Below are 17575 nucleotides of genomic sequence, written 5' to 3' on the forward strand. Positions count from 1 at the left end.
ACCCCAACCACCCGAACTCTCACCCATCACCCCATTCACCCCCCCCCACCCCCCCCCGCGAAACCCCCCCCCCCCCCCCCGGCCGGCCCCCCCCCCCCCCCCCCGCCCCCCCCCCCCCCCGGGGGGGGGCCCCCCCCCCCGGCCCCCCCCCCCACCACGGGTTGATTAGGTTGGGCTCGTGGAGAGTCATGGGGCTGGTGTGCTGGAGATCGCGGACGAGTTGACGGAGGCGTACGTCGAGGTGTTCACGGCGCCGCCGTGGCAGCACCGGGACCCGGACGAGACGCGGGTCGCGTTCCGGCAGCGGCTGGAGGGCGACGCTCGGCGGGACGGGTTCCAGGCCTGGGTGGAACGGTCCGACGACGGTCGGATCGCGGGGTTCGTGACCGGTTGGATCACGCCTGCGCCGTTCCGGACCGATCGGTCCTACGGGAGCGTGCAGAAGCGGCTCGGGCCGGAGCAGGTCGAGGAGTTGCTGGTCGGTGCCTTCGAGATCGACGAGTTGGGGGTGCTCCGGCACGCGCGCGGGACGGGGCTCGGGCGGCGGCTGCTGGAGGCCGCGACGCAGGAGCAACCGCGCGCCTGGCTACTGGCCTGGAACCAGAATCACGACTCGCTCGCGTTCTACCGGGGGATCGGCTGGCAGGAACCACCCGTCCGGGGCCCCGAGACCGACATCGTCGTCTTCGTGTCCCCGAACCAGTCGATCAGAGGCTGAACAGTCTGGTGGTGTTCTGCCACATGATGGCGTCGTGCTCGGTCGGGGTCAGGTTGGCGGCTTCGAAGGCGCCCAGGGCGACCGAGGGATCGATGAGGGTGGCGTCGGTGCCGAACATGAGGCGGGAGTGCCCGATCTGGTCCAGGACCCAGCGGATCCGGTGGGCGTCGGGGGCGGACCAGCACGGCTCGAACCAGATGCGGTCCGAGCGGGACGCGGCCTCGGGCAGGTGGGGCCAGCCGAAGGCGCCCATGTGGCCGGCGATCACCTGAGCGTCCGGGACGCGGGCCGCTACGTCGGCGAGGTCGAGGACGTTCTCGCCCCAGGTGTGGACCAAGGTGGGCAGCCCGAACTCGGTGGTGAGCTCGATCGCGGCCTGCATGCCGGGAGACGCGATCGGGGTGCGGCTGTACTCGGTGTGGATCTTGGCGCCGACCCACCGGGAGCGTCCGTCGCCGGCGAGCAGTTCGTCGAGATCGGCCCGGGCCTCGTCCAGCCGGCGCGGGTCGACCACCAGCATGCCGCGCAACCGCGAGTCGGCCGGGAGTTGCTCTGCGAGCGAGCGATTGCCCGCGGGCGCGTCGTACACGATCGCCTCGATCGCGGAGACCAGCTGGAGGTCGATGCCGAAGCGGTCGATCAGGTCGATGTTGACGTCGATGCTGCGCACGTCCATGGAGAAGAACCACGGACCCCAGTGCGCGTGTACGTCGATCAGCATGCCGGCTCCAGGAGGTTGGTCAGGGACTTGCTGCCGGCCTGCGCGATCTCGGCGGGCGTGAGCTTCGAGGTCAGCAGGCGACGGACCACGGAGTGGGTCTCGTGGAACGGCGTCCGGCAGCCGAGCAGCAACCGCTCGGCGCCGACCTCACCGGCGACGATCTCCAGCGAGTCCGGCCCGGTGAGCATCCGGGTCGAGGTGTGGAACCCGCTCTCCGCGCGGGCCAGCACGATGAAGTCGCCGAGGTGGTAGAAGTGCGTGTCGAGGAACACAACGCGCGCCCCGAGACCGCGGAACGGCGTACCGATCTTGCGTACGTCGCCCTCCACGAAGATCGTCAGGTCCGCCTCCACCAGCAGCCGCACCACGTGGGCGAACGACGGGAAACCCGGCTCCACGCCCTGCGCGGTCGGCGCCAGCCGGACGGTTCGCGGCCGGTCCGGCTGGGCCAGGATCCGCTCGAGTTCCCGCTCGGCGCCCAGCACGTCGCGCAGGTCGAGCACCGGGCCGGCCGACCAGCCGTTGCTGTCGGCAACCTGCCGCGCCTCGTCGTTCCCGGTCGGTACGTCGAAGTGCACGGCCCGCAGCGAGGACACGACACCGCCGGAGATTCCGGTGGCCTTGAACACGTCCTGCACCGCGTCAGGGCGACTCCAGCGACCGGTCGTGACGTCGTGCCCGACCAGTACGTCGCAGTCCAGCAGGTGCGGAGCGTCGTTCATCAGGCCTCCCGGGCCAGAGCGCTGTGGACCTTGCGGATCGCGGCGACGATGTCGTCGACGTCCGCGCCGGTGTAGTTCTCGTTCCAGGGAAGGACCAGCAGCCGGCGGTTGATCAGCTCCTCGGCGTTCGGGCAGAGGCCGGGCGGGTACTCGGTGCCCTGCAGCGGGAACCCGGACTGTCCGTAGGTGATCCGTTCGCGCACCGCGGGCGCGGCGTACAGCGGGCTGGTGAGATACCCACCGACCGCGGGCACGCCCTCGGCGGTCAGGGCCGCCGCCCACTCGTGCAGGTCGCCCGCGACCTCCGGGTCGATGATCAGCGGGTACTGCCAGTACACGTGATCGCCGCTGTCCGGTGGCGTCGTGATGCCCGACAGGTCGCTGATCCCGGCCGTGGCGCGTGCGGCGCCGGTACGACGATCCGCGACGATCTCCCGCACCCGTGACAACTGCGCTCGGGTCACTGCCCCGGCCAACTCGGTCATCCGGTAGTTGAGAGCGAGGAACAGATAGGTCCGCTCGTCGGTGTCGCGCGGCCAGCCCTTGTCGGCGAACAGCCGCATCCGGCGGGCCAGGGCCGCGTCATCGGTGACCACAAGGCCACCGTCGCCGGCGCTGATGTGCTTGGTCTGTTGCAGGCTGAAGCACCCGATGTGCCCGATCCGCCCGGCGAACGTGTCGCCGACCGGAGCGAGGTAGGCCTGCGCACAGTCCTCGATCAGCACGATCCCGTGCTGCTCGCACAGCTCCCGCAGTTCCCGGATCGGGGCCGGCTTGCCGAACAGGTGCACGGCCATCACGGCCTTCGTCCTCGGCGTGATCGCGGCGGCGACGGCCGCCGGATCGAGGTTCCCCGTGACCGGGTCGACGTCCGCGAACACCGGTACGGCGTTCTGCATCATGATCGGGAACACCGTGCCCATGTCGCTGATCGGCGTGGTGATGATCTCGTCACCCGGTTCCGGATTCACCGCCGCGACCGCGAGGTGCAGCGCCGCCGTCCCCGAACTGCACGCGACCGCGTGCCCGGCGCCCAGCAGGTCCGCGAACTCCCGCTCCAGAGCGGGGACCTCGGTGCCCCACGTCGCCGAGAGCATGCCGCTGCGCAGCACCCTCTCCACGGCCTTGACCTCCTCGTCGCCGAACCGGCGGCCGGAGGAGTCGAACACCGACGGCAGGGGAGTGGTGCGCACCGGGGTGCCGCCGTCACGGGCGAGCGTGGTGTTGTCCATCGAAACGCGTCCTCACGTGGTTGAGGTTGCTTACGGCAACGGTAGTTGGACGAGATCGCGGTCGGCCAGGCCCCAGACGACGTGCCGCCGGCCGGACACCGGGGTCAGTTGAGGCACCGTGTACCACCCGTCGCCGAGGTTGTTCACCAGCAGCTCCGCCTCGGCCAGGCCAGGCCCGAGCCGGTACAGGTTGCCGCCGAAGTTCGTTTCACCATAGACCCCGGAACTGTCGGTGAAGATCTGGCCGTAGCCCGACAACTTGTTGGTGCCACGGACGACCGCCTTCGTCCTGAGGTCGTACGTGAACCAGCCGCCGCTGGTCCGCTTCAGCACGCCGTACAGGACGCCGTCCTTGACCGCGACACTTTGGATCGAGCGCTCACCGGCGAGTGGCTCGGCGGTCCACAGCAGCTGCCGACGGCGGAGGTCGAACGCTGCGATCGCGGCCGAGGTCCGGGTCGGGGTGATCCCGCCACCACCGACGACGTCGCCGCCGATGTACGCGATGCCGTCGTCGATCGCGACCGTCATCACGCTCTGGTCCGGGAGGATGCCGTAGTGGACGTCCAGGCTGCCGGTCCTCGGGTCCAGGAGCGTGAGCGCTCCGGTGAGCTTGCCGGTGCCTGGTGCCGACGCGATCGCGAGCAGCTTCGACTTCGGGTCGTACGCCGCCTGCCACGGGCGCTGCTGGTCGTGGCCGATCGTCCCGAAGCTGTGGACCTCGTTGCTGCGCGGGTTGATCCGCACCACCTCGGTGCTCGGATAGAGAGCGCTGTACAGCTCTCCCCGGAGCCAGGTCAGGGTCTTCGCCTCACCGGGCACCCGGATGCGCCGGCCGGCGCCTGCACCCGGCGGGACGGTGTGCTCTGTCACGACCCAGTGGCCGCCGACGTAGAGGTGCGGATCGCCGAGCTGGATCGACTGGGGCTTGTCCGCCGCCGGGGTGAAGCCGGCGTCGATCAGATCGAGCAGTTCGAACTCGCCGGTGGTGAGGTCGAGCCACCAGAGCACCCCGGACCCGGTCGAGCCGAGGAGTGTGGTCGCGTCGAGGAGGTGGAGCCTGCGGTGCTCGTCTGCCGGCGCGGGGGTGGCGACCGCGGTCAAACTCGTGTCATTCGGTCCGCAGGACCAGACCGTCCCCGAGCCGCGGCTTGTAACGTACGCCGTACCGTCCGCGCCGACTGTGATCGCGTCGATGCTCGTCTCGCCTGCGGGCAGCGCGACAGTCCGGACGTCGGTGCCGTCGAGAGCCATGCTGGACAGCGCTCCGTCGCTGCCCGCGAACAGCCGGTCGGTCGTCGCCGCGAACGGGCCGAACTTCTGCCCGCGGAGCGGCTCGGGCGTGAGATCGCGGAACTCGCCGCTGCTCCGGTCGTAGCCGGTCAGCTCCGAGGGCGTGTAGATCCCGGCGTACACGAAGTTGCCCGCGGCGCCGACGTACCGTCCGTACTGCGCTCCGGTGACCGGCGTGCCGATGCGGGTGAGGGCGTTGGTGCCGGGGTCGATCTGCCAGATCGTGCCGTTCGGATAGCTGACCGCGAAGACCTGGCCGTCGGGCGCGGTCACCATGTCCCAGACGAACCCGCCGGCTCCGGCCAGGCTGCCGACGCGGGCGACCGATCCGGTCGCCGGGTCGAAGCAGTACACGTCGGCGACCGGGTACAGCCCGACGTACACCTTGCCGGCGGCAACTGTGATGCCCCAGCCGCCTTCGCCGACCGGGAGCTCGACGGTCCTGGTGACCTTTCGCGTGGTCAGGTCGATCTCGCTCAGTCGCGGTGGCACGATGCCCCGGCTGACGACGTACGCATGCCCGTCGTGGACGGCCATCGCCACGACGGCGGCGGTCAGGCAGGCGGGGCCGAAGGTCGGCAGTGTGCTGCCGTCGATCGGGCTGTCTGCGGCCGCGGCGACGCTGGGGACGGCAGTGGCCACGGTCGTGATCGCGGCCCCGGCCAGGAGCGTACGGCGCGAGAGCTGGGTCATCGGCTCACTTCTCCCCGGGCAGGTTGCCGATGCGGACCAGATCCCGGCCCTTGATCGTGTAGAGGGCGTCGCCGGTGGGCGACGTCGTGATCAGCGGGTAGCTGTAGATCTGCGCGGCCAGTCCGTCGACGACCGTGGTCACCGTCGGCGCGCCCTCGCGGTTCGGGACGAGTTGGAACACGCGCTGACTGTCCGTCCCGAAAAGCCCGGAGCGTGCGATCGTCAGCCGGCTCTGACTGGTGCCGAGGACAACGGTCGAGAGCGGCTTGCCGGTGTGCGGATCCAGCACCGCGAGCCGCCCGTCGTCGGTGGTCGCGTAGAGCTTGCCGCGGTAGATCATGACATCGCTGAAGCTCTGGGCGCCGGCCAGCGGTGCCACCTCCCACAGCGTGCGGTTGCGGCGCAGGTCGAAGGCGACAACCGTTGCCTCGGGCAAGATGGGTGTCGTGCCGAGGCTGTTGCGCGTCGCCCCACCGAGGTAGGCGATGCCGGAGTCCGTGGTGACGGAGCGGACCGACTGGTGAGGTACGACGCCGCGGTGGACCTCGCGGACACCCGTGTCGAGGTGCTGCTCGGTGAGCGTTCCGTCGTACTTCCCGTAGTCGGGCTCGGTCGCGAGGAGCCAGGTCCGCGAGCGGGCGTCGTACGCATCGTCGGTGGGGCGGGTCTGCTCGTTGCCGATCTGGCCGAGTTCGTGCAGGCCGGAGCCGTTCGGCTTCATCGCCCACAACCGGGCGAGCGTGTAGACGCCGAGGTAGACGTCATCGCCGACCGGGGTCAGCGTCTTGGCTTCACCCGGCAGGAAGGTCCGCGTACTGGTGCCGGTGGCGAGATCGTGGACCTGGATGCCGGCCTTGCCGCTGACGAGCACCGAGGTCTTCGTGGCCGCGATACCCATCGCCTGCTCGGGCGCGGGTGGCAGTCCGGCCTGGCCGAGGTCGGTGCCGCTGAACGTGGCGGTCTCCTCGTCGAAGTCGACGACCTGGCTCGTCAGTTCGGCCCGGATCGTCGATCCGTCGACGAAGATCCGGTTGAAGTACGCGCCGTCGTACGGCGAACCGAGCGGTGTGAGCGTGCTGCCGCGGTACCTGTAGAGCGTCCCGGACGGGCGGGTCCCGAGGTAGACGTCGCCGGTCGGCGGGTCGATCGTGATGGCGGTGACGTACTGGTCTCCGACGGGCGTCTGCACCTCGACCGGGTTGCTGAGGTCGGCGGTGTCGAACAGCAGCATCGTGCCGGTCGGCGAGAGGCCGGCGGCGAGCGTCGTACCGGACAGGGTGAGCGTCGCGACGAACGTGCGGTCCGCGTACCTGGCCGGGAGGACGTCGTGCCGATCGCCGGTCGCGCGGTCGATCGCGATCAGATGGGCCTTGGTCCCGACGCCCGCGTAGATGGTGGTCGCGTCGGCGGCGATGCTGCGGACGTACTGTTCGCCGGCGATCGCGGCGCCGTACGACTTGGTCGTGCCGCTGGCCGGGTCGTACTCGTGGACGGCGCCGTCAGGGTAGGTACCGGCGACGATTTTGCCGTCCGGGGTGGCGGCGATCGACCAGATGAACGAGCCGAACTGCGCGACCTTGGTGGCGGTGCCGGTCACGGTGTCGATGCGGTAGACGTCGCCTGGGGTGTACAGGCCGACGTACAGATCGGTGCCGATGTGCGCCATGGCCCAGGCGCCGGCGCCGGTGGGGAGCGCGAGTTTGCGATCGACGGTGCGCGTGACCGGGTCGAAGGCACCGACCTGCACCGGGGAGACGCCGGACGTCACGGTCCAGATCCGGTCACCGACCTGCTCGGCCACGCTGGTGGAGGTGACGGCGGACGCCGGGCCGAAGGTGTCGATCGTGACCGGCGTTTCGGACTTGGCCGGAACTGCGGCCGTGGCGGAGCTGCCAACACTCAGCAGGGCTGCGCAAACGACGACGGTGCCGATCAGTCTCCGTGTGAACCGCTTGTCCACAAGGCCTCCCGGGATGAGCCGACCGCTATTACGGTCATGGCTGTAATTATCCCGAAACCCTACGCGGGCCCGATTCGGGGCGTCAACAGGTCAGAGATGGACGCGGTAGATGATCAGCGGGCGGCCGCTGCTGGGGCCCGCCTGGGTGCCGGTGGCGTCGGCCAGGCCGGCCCGTTCGAGGCGGTTGAGGACCCGGCGGGCGGTGCGCGGCTGGATGCCGAGGTGATCGGCGACGGTCCGGGTGGTGAGGCCGGCTTCCGGGGCCGCGTGGACCAGTTCCTGGAGTCGTTCGAGAGTGGCCTTGGACAGACCGGCGCGTTGCGCGAGGAGTTGGAGCTTCGAGCGTTGCTGCGCGCGAGGCGCGCCGCCGCCGACGAGGACCAGGTCGATGTCGTTGCGGAGGGAGATCACGGCGGCGGTTCGTCCGGCGGTCTTCGCGCGGCCGAGGGCGCGGCGGGCCAGCGCCTCGGTCTCGGTGCCCGAGCCGCCGATGCCGAACCCGACGCGCACCGGTCCGAACTGCTCCTTGAGCCTGTTCAGCATGCCGAGCTCGGTGAACGCCGCGGTCGCCTGCTCCAGTGGTCCCCGCGTGGCCACGACCAGGAACCGCTTGTCGTCGTACCGGATGACGCTGCCGCCGAGCGAGCCGGCCTCGCGTCGCAGGGCGCTCTCGCCCTCCGCCGCGATCTCGACCAGGCCGAGGGCGATCTGCGCATCGTCACTGCGCAGAGCGTCGTGGACCAGGAGCAGACCGTTGACCGCCGCGCGGACCGAGTGGACCGAAGGCGCCAGGCGGAGCGTCGTCTGCTCGGTCCGGAGTTTCTCGTACGCCGACCGGATGCACGTGATGGCGACGGTCGCGCGGGCCTCGCGGTGGAAGGCGAGGACGTCGTCGGAGCTGAGGCCCGGGCGGTACGGGAGGACGCGGATGCCGCGCGTCGGCAGCCCGACCTCGTCGAGCGTCTCGTGGACCTGCGCCTCGTCCAGGATGTCGATGCTCATCGAGGTGATGTCGCGGCCCTCGCGGAGGAGCTGGACCAGCGCGCGCATCAGGGTCGCGCCGGTGTACTCGACGTGGACGGCCGGGCGGTCGAGGAGATTGTTCGCCGCGGCGATCTGGTACGGGACGACTCCGGTGAACAGCCAGGCGTCGACCGTGGGCGGTGCCTCGGCCATCACCTTCGGGGTGTCGGTCTCGCGGCGGTAGCGCAGCGGCACGACCTCGATGCCGCGCTGGGAAGCGAGGACACGGCCGGTGGACGTGACCAGATCCGACGGACCGACAACCCCGATCGTCGTCACCATCCGCGGTCCCCCTCACTGTGCGCATATGTCCGGCGCGCTCAGTCTCACCAGATCACCGACCCCCTGCAAGAACGCGCGCCGTACGCGGCCGTCCGAGGGTTCACCGCGGTCCGCTAGGTTTCGAGCATGACGCGCACACTCGCCACCAGTCAGGGTTGGGTTGCCCAAGGTACGGGGCTCTGCGCCAGAGCCCTTGCAGACGCGGATCTCGAGGCCCCGTCGTCACTGCCCGGATGGACGCGCAAGCATGTCGCCGCGCACCTGTCCAACAACGCGGAGGCCCTCGGCAACCTGGTGCACTGGGCGCGGACCGGCGAGGAGCGGCGGATGTACACGTCGCCGGAGCAGCGCAACTCCGACATCGAAGCCGGGGCGCAGCGTCCCGCCGATGAACTGCTGCAGCGGTTCCAGGTGACTGCGCAGACCCTGGCCGAGGCCATGTCGGAGCTGACCGAGGAGCAGTGGCAGGCCCAGGTGCGCAGCGCGCAGGGGCGTCCGATCCCGGCGACCGAGGTGGCGTGGATGCGCAGCATGGAGGTGATGATCCATGCCGTCGACCTCGACGCCGGCATCACCTTCGCCGACCTGCCGGCCGACTTCCTCGAGGAACTCTGCGCCGACATCCGCGCGAAGAGTGAGACCGACCCGCAGGTGAACGGTCCGCTGCACCAGTGCGCGGCGTACCTGACCGGCCGTCGCTACGAGGATGTGCTCACGCCCGACGGCAAGCCGGCACCACCGCCGCCGCCCTGGTTGTAGTCGTCAGACCTCGACGTGCGACCCGATGATGACCGTCCGGTCGCGAGGCAGGTTGAAGTACTCGGCGGCATCCGCGGTGATGTGTGACGTGGCGATGAACAGGTGCTTGCGCCAGGTCGCCATGGTCGCCGCCGGCCCCTTGCGCAGCTCGATCTTGGACAGGAAGTAGGAGGCCCGCTCCAGGTCGATCCGGCCCTCGGTCGCCTCCGGGTCGAGCAGAGCCAGCGCCGCGGGAACGTCCGGCGTCTCCATGTACCCGAACCTCGCGGTGACGTGGGTGATCCCGTCGTCGCCGTACCCCAGCGTGTCGGCGGTCACCCGTTGATCGTCGGCGACGCGCGGCACCGGCTCGGTCTCGATCGAGACGATCACGACATGCTCGTGCCGCACCTGGTTGTGCTCGACGTTCGCCCGCAGCGCCAGGGGTGCTGTCGTGCGGCCGCGGTTGAGGAAGATCGCCGTACCCGGAACCTGCTGAGCCACCAGCTCGCCGGAGCGCAGCTCCTCGACGAACTGGTCCAGCGGGCCCTCGAGCCGTTCGCGTTCGGCGGTGACGATCGCCCGGCCGCGTTGCCACGTGGTCATGATCGTGAACGCCGTGAGCGCGATCAGCAGCGGCAGCCACGCGCCGTGCAGGAGCTTGGTCAGGTTGGCGGCGACGAACAGCAGGTCCACCGACAGCAGGAGGACGGCGCCGGTGACGATGATCCAGCGCGGGGTGCTCCACCGGATGTGCGCGACGTAGAAGAACAGCAACGTCGTGATCGTGATCGTGCCGGTGACCGCCATACCGAACGCGTAGGCCAGCGCCGCCGAGCTGCGGAACGCGAAGATCAGCGTCAGTACGGAGACCAGCAACAGCCAGTTGATCCACGGCACGTAGATCTGGCCGATCGTCGTCTCGGACGTGTGGGCGATCCGCAGCCGGGGCAGGTAGCCCAGCTGCGCGGCCTGGGACGCGACCGAGTAGGCGCCGGTGATGACGGCCTGGGAGGCGATCACGGTCGCGGCGGTTGCCAGGATCACCAGTGGCAACCGGCCCCAGTCGGGGACGAGCAGGAAGAACGGACTGCTGATGTTGGATTCGTCCTGCAGGATCAGCGCGCCTTGACCCATGTAGCTCAGCGCGCAGGCCGGGAAGACCAGGAGCAGCCAGCCGCGGGTGATCGACCGGCGCCCGAAGTGGCCCATGTCGGCGTACAGCGCCTCAGCGCCGGTGACCGACAGCACGATGGCGGCGAGGGCGAAGAAGGCGAGGTGGAAGTGACCGGCCAGGAAGCTGGCCGCGTAAGTCGGTGACAGCGCCTTGAGAATGCCGGGATGCTGGACGATCCCACTGATGCCGCAGGCACCGATCACCACGAACCAGGCGATCATCACCGGTCCGAAGACCTTGCCGACCGCCGCGGTGCCGCGCCGCTGGACCAGGAACAGTACGACGATGATCACCGCGGTGATCGGTACGACGTAGTCCGCCAGCGAGGCCTCGACGGTCTTGAGCCCCTCGACCGCGGACAGCACCGAGATGGCCGGCGTGATCATGCTGTCGCCGAAGAACAGCGAGGCGCCGAAGATGCCGAGCGGGGCGAGGATCAACGCCGCGCGGCCGGCCCGCTGGGTGCCCCAGCGGCGGAGCATGGTGATGAGGGCCATGATGCCGCCCTCGCCGTCGTTGTCGGCCCGCATCGCCAGCAGGATGTAGGTGACCGTGACGATGATCATCACCGACCAGAACACCAGCGAGACGACACCGTAGATGTTGTCGGTGCTGACCGGGACCGGATGCGGGTCCTCCGGGTTGAACACGGTCTGCAACGTGTAGATCGGGCTGGTGCCGATGTCGCCGAACACCACTCCGAGTGCCGCGACGATCACCGCCAGCCGCACCGTGTCCCGCGCCGAGCCATGCGGCGCACCAGAAGCGTTCACGGGCCCGAACCCTACCGCCCCGGGGTGGCCATTCAGCGGATGGACGTCGAGAACCGGCGGACCGCTCCGACGTACCAGATGACCGAGAAGGAGGGACCTGATGAGTCCGGAGCGGATCCTGCGCACGTACGTCACGCTGAGTGCGGTGGCGACCGGGGCGTCGTCGATGATCTGGGGAATCAACACGCTGTTCCTGCTCGACGCCGGTCTGAGCATCGGCGAGACCTTCGCCGCGAACGCGTTCTTCACGGTCGGCATGATGCTCTTCGAGGTGCCTACCGGTGTCGTCGCCGACACGGTCGGCCGGCGGGCGTCGTACCTCCTCGGTGCGGCGACCCTGTTCGGGTCCACGCTGCTCTACCTGCTGCTCTGGCAGCACCACGCGCCGTTCGTCGCCTGGGCGGGCGCTTCAGCGCTGCTCGGGCTGGGGTTCACGTTCTTCAGCGGTGCGACCGAGGCTTGGCTGGTCGACGGCCTGCACGCCACCGGGTACGACGGTGAGCTGGACGCCGCGTTCGCGAAGGGCCAGATCGCGAACGGCGTCGCCATGCTGGTCGGCTCGATCTCCGGCGGGCTGCTGGCCCAGTGGACGAACCTCGGTGTCCCGTACGTCGTCCGCGCGGTCCTGCTCGCGGTCACGTTCGTCGTGGCGTGGCGGTCGATGCGCGACGTCGGCTTCACGCCGAAGCCGCGGGTGTCGGTGGTCGGTGAGATGCGCGGCATCCTCCGGGCATCGCTGACCCACGGGCTGCTCAATCCGCCGGTCCGCTGGCTGATGCTCGCGGGTCTGTTCGGGGCCGGTGTCGGCGTCTACGGCTTCTACGCCGCGCAGCCGTATCTCCTCGAGCTGTACGGCAACCCCGATTCGTATGCGGTCGCCGGGCTGTCGGCCGGCCTCGTCGCCGGTGCGCAGATCGTGGGCGGCGCCTCCGCGGCGTACCTGGGCCGCCTGTTCCGCCGTCGTACCACCCTCATGCTCGTGGCGACCGGTGTCACCGTGCTCACGCTGGTGCTGATCGGCCTGGTCTCGGGCTTCTGGATGGCGCTCGTGCTGCTGAGCCTGTGGGCCGTCATGTTCGCGGCGATCGGGCCGGTCCGGCAGGCGCTGCTCAACAGTCAGATCCCGTCGGCCCAGCGTGCGACGGTGTTGTCGTCGGACAACCTGCTCGCCTCCGGCGGCGGGGCGGTCATCCAGCCCACGCTCGGCCGGTCCGCCGATGTCTGGGGCTACGGCTCGGCGTACCTGATCAGCGCGGTGATCCAGCTCCTCGCCGTACCGTTCCTGCTGCTGGCCGGACGGAGCTGGGCCCGGACCGATCGCAAACCCCTGGAATCGCTATCGTTGCCGGCGTGACGGGTCGGCTGATGGTGGTCAACGGTGGGTCCAGTTCGGGGAAGTCCGGGATGATCCGGTGCCTGCAGGCGATCCTGGACGAACGCTGGCTGACGTTCGGGGCGGACAGCTTCGTCGAGGCGATGCCGGCCGCGATGCAGGCGTCGGACGACGGGATCCACATCGGCCCGAACGGCGAGGTCGTGATCGGCCCCGAGTTCAGGCGGCTGGAAGCGGCCTGGACGGCCGGGATCGTCGCGATGTGCCGGGCCGGTGCGAACGTCGTCATCGACGACGTGTTCCTCGGCGGGGCCGCATCGCAGCAGCGCTGGCGGGACGCGGCCGGCGAGGTCGAGATCGTCTGGGTCGGAGTCCGCTGCGACCCCGAGGTGGCTGCCGGGCGCGAACTGGCCCGCGGCGACCGGGCGGTCGGGATGGCGGCACTGCAGGCCACCCTCGTCCATGAGGGCGTCAGCTACGACGTCGAGGTCGACTCGAGCCACATGGAGGCGCTGGACTGCGCCCGGACTATCGCCCGCCACCTGAAGTAACAGCGTCCTCGACCCGCACGAGAGCAGAGCCGATCCGCGCCCGGTGATCAGCAGCGACCTCAGTCTCGTCGTCACCGGCCAGAATCCGGCGGATCGATTCCAGATGGACGGTCCGATACGCAGCGACCGCCAGTGCGGCGGTGAGGCGAGCATCGGGTACGTCGGTGGCCTCCATCGCGGCTGCGATCGCCTGCTCGAGGTGGTCGAGCAGCTCGCGAGCGCGTGACTGCAGCGCACGTGAGGATGCGACCAACCGCCAGAACGCCGCGAAACGACCGCGGATCGTGGACAGCGGATGCCCTTCGTCGGCCAGCCTGATCATCAGTTCGCACAACGCGGCGACCGCGGAGGTGCCGGTCGGGCGATCGGTGACGGCGGCAACCACCAGGGCTTCGGCCTCCGGGTAGCGGTCGAAGAGCAGGTCCTCCTTCCGGGCGAAATGGGCGAACACGGTCGGCCGGGCGACGTCGGCGGCCTCGGCGATCTCCGACACCGACACAGCGTCGAAGCCACGCTCCAGGAAGAGCGCCGTCGCGACGTCGGAGATCCGGGTCCGGAGCTCGGCCTTCTTGCGCTCGCGGCGCCCGGGCGCTGGGTGCTGGTCCACGTCGTCAGGGTAGGTGAACTCGTACTCGATAAAAAGATGTACCGAGTATGAGATTGCTTGCTACCGTAGTGCCCATGCGTCCTCTCGGGGTGAACTACGACACCGGCCTGCAGTACGACGGCCGTTCGACACGCCGGCGCTTCGACGCCGGCACGGTTCGCGACGAACTGCGAACCATCGCCGACGACCTGCACGCTCCCGCCGTCCGGGTGTCGGGCAACGACCCGGACCGGCTCACCATCGCGGGCGAGGCGGCGCTCGACGCCGGCCTGGACCTGTGGTTCTCGCCGGTCCCGATGGATCTCGAGCCGGACGAGTTCATCGCCTTCCTGTCCGGCTGTGCGACCCGCGCCGAGGCTTTGCGGACGAGCGGCCGGGGCGACGTCGTCCTGGTGCTGGGCTGCGAGCTTTCCGTGTTCTGCAAGGGATTCGTGCCCGGCGAGACGTCGGGGGAGCGGTTGTCGACGATGGCCGATCCGGCGACCTGGACCGATCAGGACAAGCTCGCGCGGCTGTACGAGGGTCTCGCGCGGTGGGGCGACGTACAGCGGCGGCTGGTGGCCGCGGCCCGCGCCGAGTTCGGCGGCCTGATCACCTACGCCGCCGGGATGTGGGAGGACGTGAACTGGGAGCTGTTCGACATCGTCAGCGTCGACGCGTACCGCGACCAGCAGAACGCGGCGACGTTCCACGACGACTTGCTGGCCCGGCAGAAGTGGGGCAAGCCGGTCGCCGTCACGGAGTTCGGCTGCTGCGCCTACCGCGGCGCCGCCGCGCGGGGCGGCTCGGGCTGGATGATCGTCGACCGGTCCGTCGACCCGCCCGCGATCAACGGACACTACGAGCGCGACGAGGAGGAACAAGTGGAGTACCTGCTGGAGCTCGTCGAGGAGTTCGACCGGATCGAGCTCGCGGCCGCGTTCTGGTTCAGCTTCGCCGGGTACGAACTGCCACACCGGCCCGGCGACCCCGCGCACGATCTCGACCTCTCGTCGTACGGGCTCGTCGCGACCGACGACGACGGTGGCTGGCGGCCGAAGCGCGTCTTCGGTGCCTTGGCCGAGCTGAACGACGGCCGCGGTTGATGGAGTCCGTCCGGCTGGGCGGGACCGGTCTGCGGGTCTCGCGGATCTGCCTGGGGATGATGAGTTTCGGCACCGGTGGCGCCCGGGAGTGGCACCTGGGCGAGGAGGCCGCCGAGCCGATCGTACGGCGGGCAGTGGACGCCGGGGTCACGTTCTTCGACACCGCCGACGCGTACTCGAAGGGCACCGGCGAGGAGCTGACCGGCCGGCTGCTGCGGAAGTTCTTCGGCCGCCGCGAGGACTACGTACTCGCGACCAAGGTGTACTACCCGACAGGCCCCGGACCGAACGACCGCGGCCTGTCCCGCAAGCACATCCTGGACGCGATCGACGCGTCGCTGCGCCGGCTCGGCACCGAGTACGTCGACCTGTACCAGATCCACCGGTGGGACGACGAGACGCCGATCGAGGAGGCGATGGACGCGCTCGCGGATGTCGTCCGGGCCGGGAAGGCCCGCTATCTCGGGGCGTCGAGCATGTTCGCCTGGCAGTTCGCGAAGGCGCAGCAGGTCGCCCAGCAGGTGACACAGATCCCGTTCGTGGCGATGCAGAACCACTACAACCTGGTCTACCGGGAGGAAGAGCGCGAGATGATCCCGCTCTGCGTCGACCAGGGCGTGGGCGTCATTCCGTACAGCCCGCTCGCCCGCGGTCTGCTGGCCCGGACCGGAGGAGGTACGGCGCGATCCGGCAGCGACCCGGTCGCCGACGACCTGTACGGCGAGAGCGACCAAGCAGTGGTGAAGGCCGTTCACGCGGTCGCCGCGGATCGTGGTGTGCCCCCGGCTCAGGTCGCCCTGGCGTGGCTCCTCGGCGCCCGCGGCGTCACCGCTCCCGTTGTCGGCGCTACCCGCGCGCAGCATGTCGACGACGCGGTGGCTGCTGTGCACCTCACGCTCACCGCGGAGGAGCGGGCGCTGGTGGAAGCGCCGTACCGACCGCATCCGGTGACCACCTGACTGGACCGGCGGGTACAGTCGACGTGTGCTGACGGCGAAGGGTGCGGCGACGCGGGATCGGATCGTGGACGCGGCGGCCGCGGAGATCCGTGAACGTGGCGTCGGGGCGGTGACGCTCGACGACATCGGGCGGCGGAGCGGGACCGGCAAGAGCCAACTGTTCCACTACTTCCCCGAAGGCAAGGAGCAGTTGCTGCTGGCGGTCGCCGAGCGCGAAGCCGATCGAGTGATCGAGGACCAGGAGCCGCAGCTCGGGCGGCTGACCACGTGGGAAGCGTGGCGGGAGTGGCGTGACGTCGTCGTGGAGAAGTACCGGCGCCAGGGCGTGAACTGTCCGCTCGGTGTGCTCATCACCGAGATCGGGCGGCACACCCCGGCCGCGCAGGCGGTGACCGGCAAGCTGCTCGCGCAATGGCAGCGCCGGGTCCAGGCCGGGATCGAGGAGATGAAGGCCGACGGCAAGATCCGGGCCGAGGTGGACCCCGCCCGCGCCTCTGCGGCCCTGATCGCGTCGGTCCAGGGCGGGGTCGTCATCCTCATGTCGTCCGGCTCGGCCAAGCACCTGGAGTACGCGCTGGACCTCTGCCTGGACTACCTCCGCGGGGACATCACCGCCAGTTGAGCACCGGCGGCTGGTAGCCGGCCGGCTTGTCGGCGACCTTGACTCCGGCGTTGACCAGCCAGCTTTGGTACTCCGGCGTGAACATCCGGTACACGGACTCCGGCGGTACGCCGCTCGCCTCGTCGAGCGTGGATCGCAACTCCGCGGGGATCTCGAAATCGAGAGACGCCAGCGAGGAGCCGAGTTGCTCCGGGGTGCTGGCGCCGACGATCGCCGAGGCGATGCCGGGCTGCGTGGCCACCCAGTTGACCGCGACCTGGGCCATCGTCACACCGAGCTCGTCCGCCACAGACCGGACCGTGTCGAGCAAGTCCCAGTGCCGGTCGGTCCACGTCCGCACCGGAGCGGCGTCGCCGGTGAGCCGTCCGTCGCCGGTCACGCCCTGCGCGTCGTCGCGGCGGTACTTGCCGGTGAGGAATCCGCTGCCGAGCGGACTCCACGCCGTGATCCCGAGGCCCAGCGTCTGGCCGAGCGGGACGTGCTCGGTCTCGATCGTCCGCTCGACGAGCGAATACGGCAGTTGCAGGCTGACCATCGGCACCGACGAATGCGCGTCCGCGAGTGTCTGGGCGCGAGCGGCGTACCAGGCCGGTACGTCGGACAGGCCGGCGTACCGGATCTTGCCGGCTTGGGTGAGGTCGTCGAAGGTGCGCAGGACCTCCTCGACCGGGGTGATGCGGTCCCAGGTGTGCAGCAGGAACAGGTCGAGGTAGTCGGTGCGCAGCCGGCGCAGCGACTCCTCGACCGCGCGGATCATGTGCTTGCGGCCGTTGCCGCCGGCGTTCGGATCGCCGGGGTCGACGCTGTTGGTGAACTTGGTGGTGAGCACCATCCGCTCGCGGAGTCCGGCTTCCTCGATCAGCTTGCCGAGAATCGTTTCGCTCTCACCGGCCGTGTAGAAGTCCGCCGTGTCGAGGAAGTTGCCCCCGGCATCGACGTACCGGCGGAAGATCGATCGCGCGTCGTCCTCGGTCTTCCCGTACGGCGCGTGGAGTCCGCCGGTGCCGAAGTTCATCGTGCCCAGTGCCAGCCGGCTGACGCGCAGTCCGGACCGGCCGAGGAGGTAGTAGTCGTCGAGTGCCATGC

General features: G+C 69.9%; 16 protein-coding genes. 7 read left to right on the plus strand and 9 right to left on the minus strand.

Translation table 11 applies throughout. The features are described 5' to 3' along the window. Positions 1-178 precede the first annotated feature (178 nt). Positions 179-718, plus strand: coding sequence for a GNAT family N-acetyltransferase (locus ACGFH6_RS10400; RefSeq protein WP_393382310.1), 540 nt, complete (start codon positions 179-181; stop codon positions 716-718). Here ACGFH6_RS10400 and ACGFH6_RS10405 read toward each other — a convergent pair. The 6 genes from ACGFH6_RS10405 to ACGFH6_RS10430 form a co-directional block, all read right to left on the minus strand. After that, positions 708-1439 carry an amidohydrolase family protein gene (locus ACGFH6_RS10405; protein WP_393382311.1) on the minus strand — a complete coding sequence of 244 codons (732 nt, stop codon included), beginning with the start codon at positions 1437-1439 and terminating at the stop codon, positions 708-710. The two genes, ACGFH6_RS10400 and ACGFH6_RS10405, sit on opposite strands and share 11 nt — an antisense overlap. Further along, on the minus strand, positions 1433-2161 hold the full coding sequence (locus ACGFH6_RS10410; RefSeq protein ID WP_393382312.1) for a hypothetical protein: 729 nt from the start codon (positions 2159-2161) through the stop codon (positions 1433-1435). The genes ACGFH6_RS10405 and ACGFH6_RS10410 overlap by 7 nt, the downstream gene beginning before the upstream one ends. Then, positions 2161-3393: a DegT/DnrJ/EryC1/StrS family aminotransferase gene (locus ACGFH6_RS10415; protein ID WP_393382314.1), complete on the minus strand. Its 1233-nt coding sequence runs from the start codon at positions 3391-3393 to the stop codon at positions 2161-2163. The genes ACGFH6_RS10410 and ACGFH6_RS10415 overlap by 1 nt, the downstream gene beginning before the upstream one ends. 30 nt (positions 3394-3423) lie before the next feature. Then, complete coding sequence (locus ACGFH6_RS10420; protein ID WP_393382317.1) at positions 3424-5379, minus strand: hypothetical protein; 1956 nt, start codon at positions 5377-5379, stop codon at positions 3424-3426. 4 nt (positions 5380-5383) lie between these two features. Next, complete coding sequence (locus ACGFH6_RS10425) at positions 5384-7339, minus strand: PQQ-binding-like beta-propeller repeat protein (protein ID WP_393382319.1); 1956 nt, start codon at positions 7337-7339, stop codon at positions 5384-5386. A 90-nt stretch (positions 7340-7429) separates the two neighbouring features. Further along, positions 7430-8644, minus strand: a complete 1215-nt coding sequence (locus tag ACGFH6_RS10430) for a helix-turn-helix domain-containing protein (protein WP_393382322.1) — start codon at positions 8642-8644, stop codon at positions 7430-7432. A gap of 126 nt (positions 8645-8770) precedes the next feature. Here ACGFH6_RS10430 and ACGFH6_RS10435 point away from each other — a divergent pair, with 126 nt between their 5' ends. After that, a complete protein-coding gene (locus ACGFH6_RS10435; protein WP_393382325.1) occupies positions 8771-9403 on the plus strand; it encodes a maleylpyruvate isomerase family mycothiol-dependent enzyme in 633 nt (210 codons plus the stop codon). A gap of 3 nt (positions 9404-9406) precedes the next feature. Here ACGFH6_RS10435 and ACGFH6_RS10440 read toward each other — a convergent pair whose 3' ends face one another. After that, entirely contained in the window at positions 9407-11332 is a 1926-nt protein-coding gene (locus ACGFH6_RS10440) for a potassium transporter Kup (protein ID WP_393382328.1), read from the minus strand. A 100-nt stretch (positions 11333-11432) separates the two neighbouring features. On the opposite strand from ACGFH6_RS10440, the gene ACGFH6_RS10445 reads away from it, so the two are divergent. Together ACGFH6_RS10445 and cpt are read left to right on the plus strand one after the other, a co-directional pair. Further along, positions 11433-12686 (plus strand): MFS transporter, encoded by a 1254-nt coding sequence (locus ACGFH6_RS10445; RefSeq protein WP_393382330.1) that lies wholly within the window; start codon positions 11433-11435, stop codon positions 12684-12686. Continuing rightward, positions 12683-13216 carry a chloramphenicol phosphotransferase CPT gene (gene cpt, locus ACGFH6_RS10450; RefSeq protein WP_393382332.1) on the plus strand — a complete coding sequence of 178 codons (534 nt, stop codon included), beginning with the start codon at positions 12683-12685 and terminating at the stop codon, positions 13214-13216. The genes ACGFH6_RS10445 and cpt overlap by 4 nt, the downstream gene beginning before the upstream one ends. Here cpt and ACGFH6_RS10455 read toward each other — a convergent pair. Then, a complete protein-coding gene (locus ACGFH6_RS10455; RefSeq protein WP_393382335.1) occupies positions 13194-13823 on the minus strand; it encodes a TetR/AcrR family transcriptional regulator in 630 nt (209 codons plus the stop codon). The two genes, cpt and ACGFH6_RS10455, sit on opposite strands and share 23 nt — an antisense overlap. 74 nt (positions 13824-13897) lie before the next feature. Here ACGFH6_RS10455 and ACGFH6_RS10460 point away from each other — a divergent pair, with 74 nt between their 5' ends. The 3 genes from ACGFH6_RS10460 to ACGFH6_RS10470 are packed head-to-tail and all read left to right on the plus strand — an operon-like array spanning position 13898 to position 16489. Continuing rightward, positions 13898-14908: a hypothetical protein gene (locus ACGFH6_RS10460; RefSeq protein ID WP_393382337.1), complete on the plus strand. Its 1011-nt coding sequence runs from the start codon at positions 13898-13900 to the stop codon at positions 14906-14908. Next, positions 14908-15867: an aldo/keto reductase gene (locus ACGFH6_RS10465; RefSeq protein ID WP_393382340.1), complete on the plus strand. Its 960-nt coding sequence runs from the start codon at positions 14908-14910 to the stop codon at positions 15865-15867. Before ACGFH6_RS10460 ends, ACGFH6_RS10465 begins: the two co-directional genes overlap by 1 nt. Positions 15868-15892: 25 nt before the next feature. Further along, complete coding sequence (locus ACGFH6_RS10470) at positions 15893-16489, plus strand: TetR/AcrR family transcriptional regulator (protein WP_393382342.1); 597 nt, start codon at positions 15893-15895, stop codon at positions 16487-16489. Here ACGFH6_RS10470 and ACGFH6_RS10475 read toward each other — a convergent pair. Further along, the gene (locus ACGFH6_RS10475) at positions 16476-17573 is read right to left on the minus strand and encodes an aldo/keto reductase (RefSeq protein WP_393382343.1); all 1098 of its coding nucleotides are present in this window, start codon (positions 17571-17573) and stop codon (positions 16476-16478) included. The two genes, ACGFH6_RS10470 and ACGFH6_RS10475, sit on opposite strands and share 14 nt — an antisense overlap. Positions 17574-17575 lie beyond the last annotated feature (2 nt).

It is taken from the genome of Kribbella sp. NPDC049227 (assembly GCF_043197265.1).
GTDB lineage: Bacteria > Actinomycetota > Actinomycetes > Propionibacteriales > Kribbellaceae > Kribbella.

Coding starts and splice junctions, on each gene's coding strand:
- ACGFH6_RS10405 (WP_393382311.1), bottom strand. CDS start 1,439: ATGCTGATCGACGTACACGCGCACTGGGGTCCGTGGTTCTTCTCCATG.
- ACGFH6_RS10410 (WP_393382312.1), bottom strand. CDS start 2,161: ATGAACGACGCTCCGCACCTGCTGGACTGCGACGTACTGGTCGGGCAC.
- ACGFH6_RS10415 (WP_393382314.1), bottom strand. CDS start 3,393: ATGGACAACACCACGCTCGCCCGTGACGGCGGCACCCCGGTGCGCACC.
- ACGFH6_RS10420 (WP_393382317.1), bottom strand. CDS start 5,379: ATGACCCAGCTCTCGCGCCGTACGCTCCTGGCCGGGGCCGCGATCACG.
- ACGFH6_RS10430 (WP_393382322.1), bottom strand. CDS start 8,644: ATGGTGACGACGATCGGGGTTGTCGGTCCGTCGGATCTGGTCACGTCC.
- ACGFH6_RS10435 (WP_393382325.1), top strand. CDS start 8,771: ATGACGCGCACACTCGCCACCAGTCAGGGTTGGGTTGCCCAAGGTACG.
- ACGFH6_RS10445 (WP_393382330.1), top strand. CDS start 11,433: ATGAGTCCGGAGCGGATCCTGCGCACGTACGTCACGCTGAGTGCGGTG.
- ACGFH6_RS10460 (WP_393382337.1), top strand. CDS start 13,898: ATGCGTCCTCTCGGGGTGAACTACGACACCGGCCTGCAGTACGACGGC.
- ACGFH6_RS10465 (WP_393382340.1), top strand. CDS start 14,908: ATGGAGTCCGTCCGGCTGGGCGGGACCGGTCTGCGGGTCTCGCGGATC.
- ACGFH6_RS10475 (WP_393382343.1), bottom strand. CDS start 17,573: ATGGCACTCGACGACTACTACCTCCTCGGCCGGTCCGGACTGCGCGTC.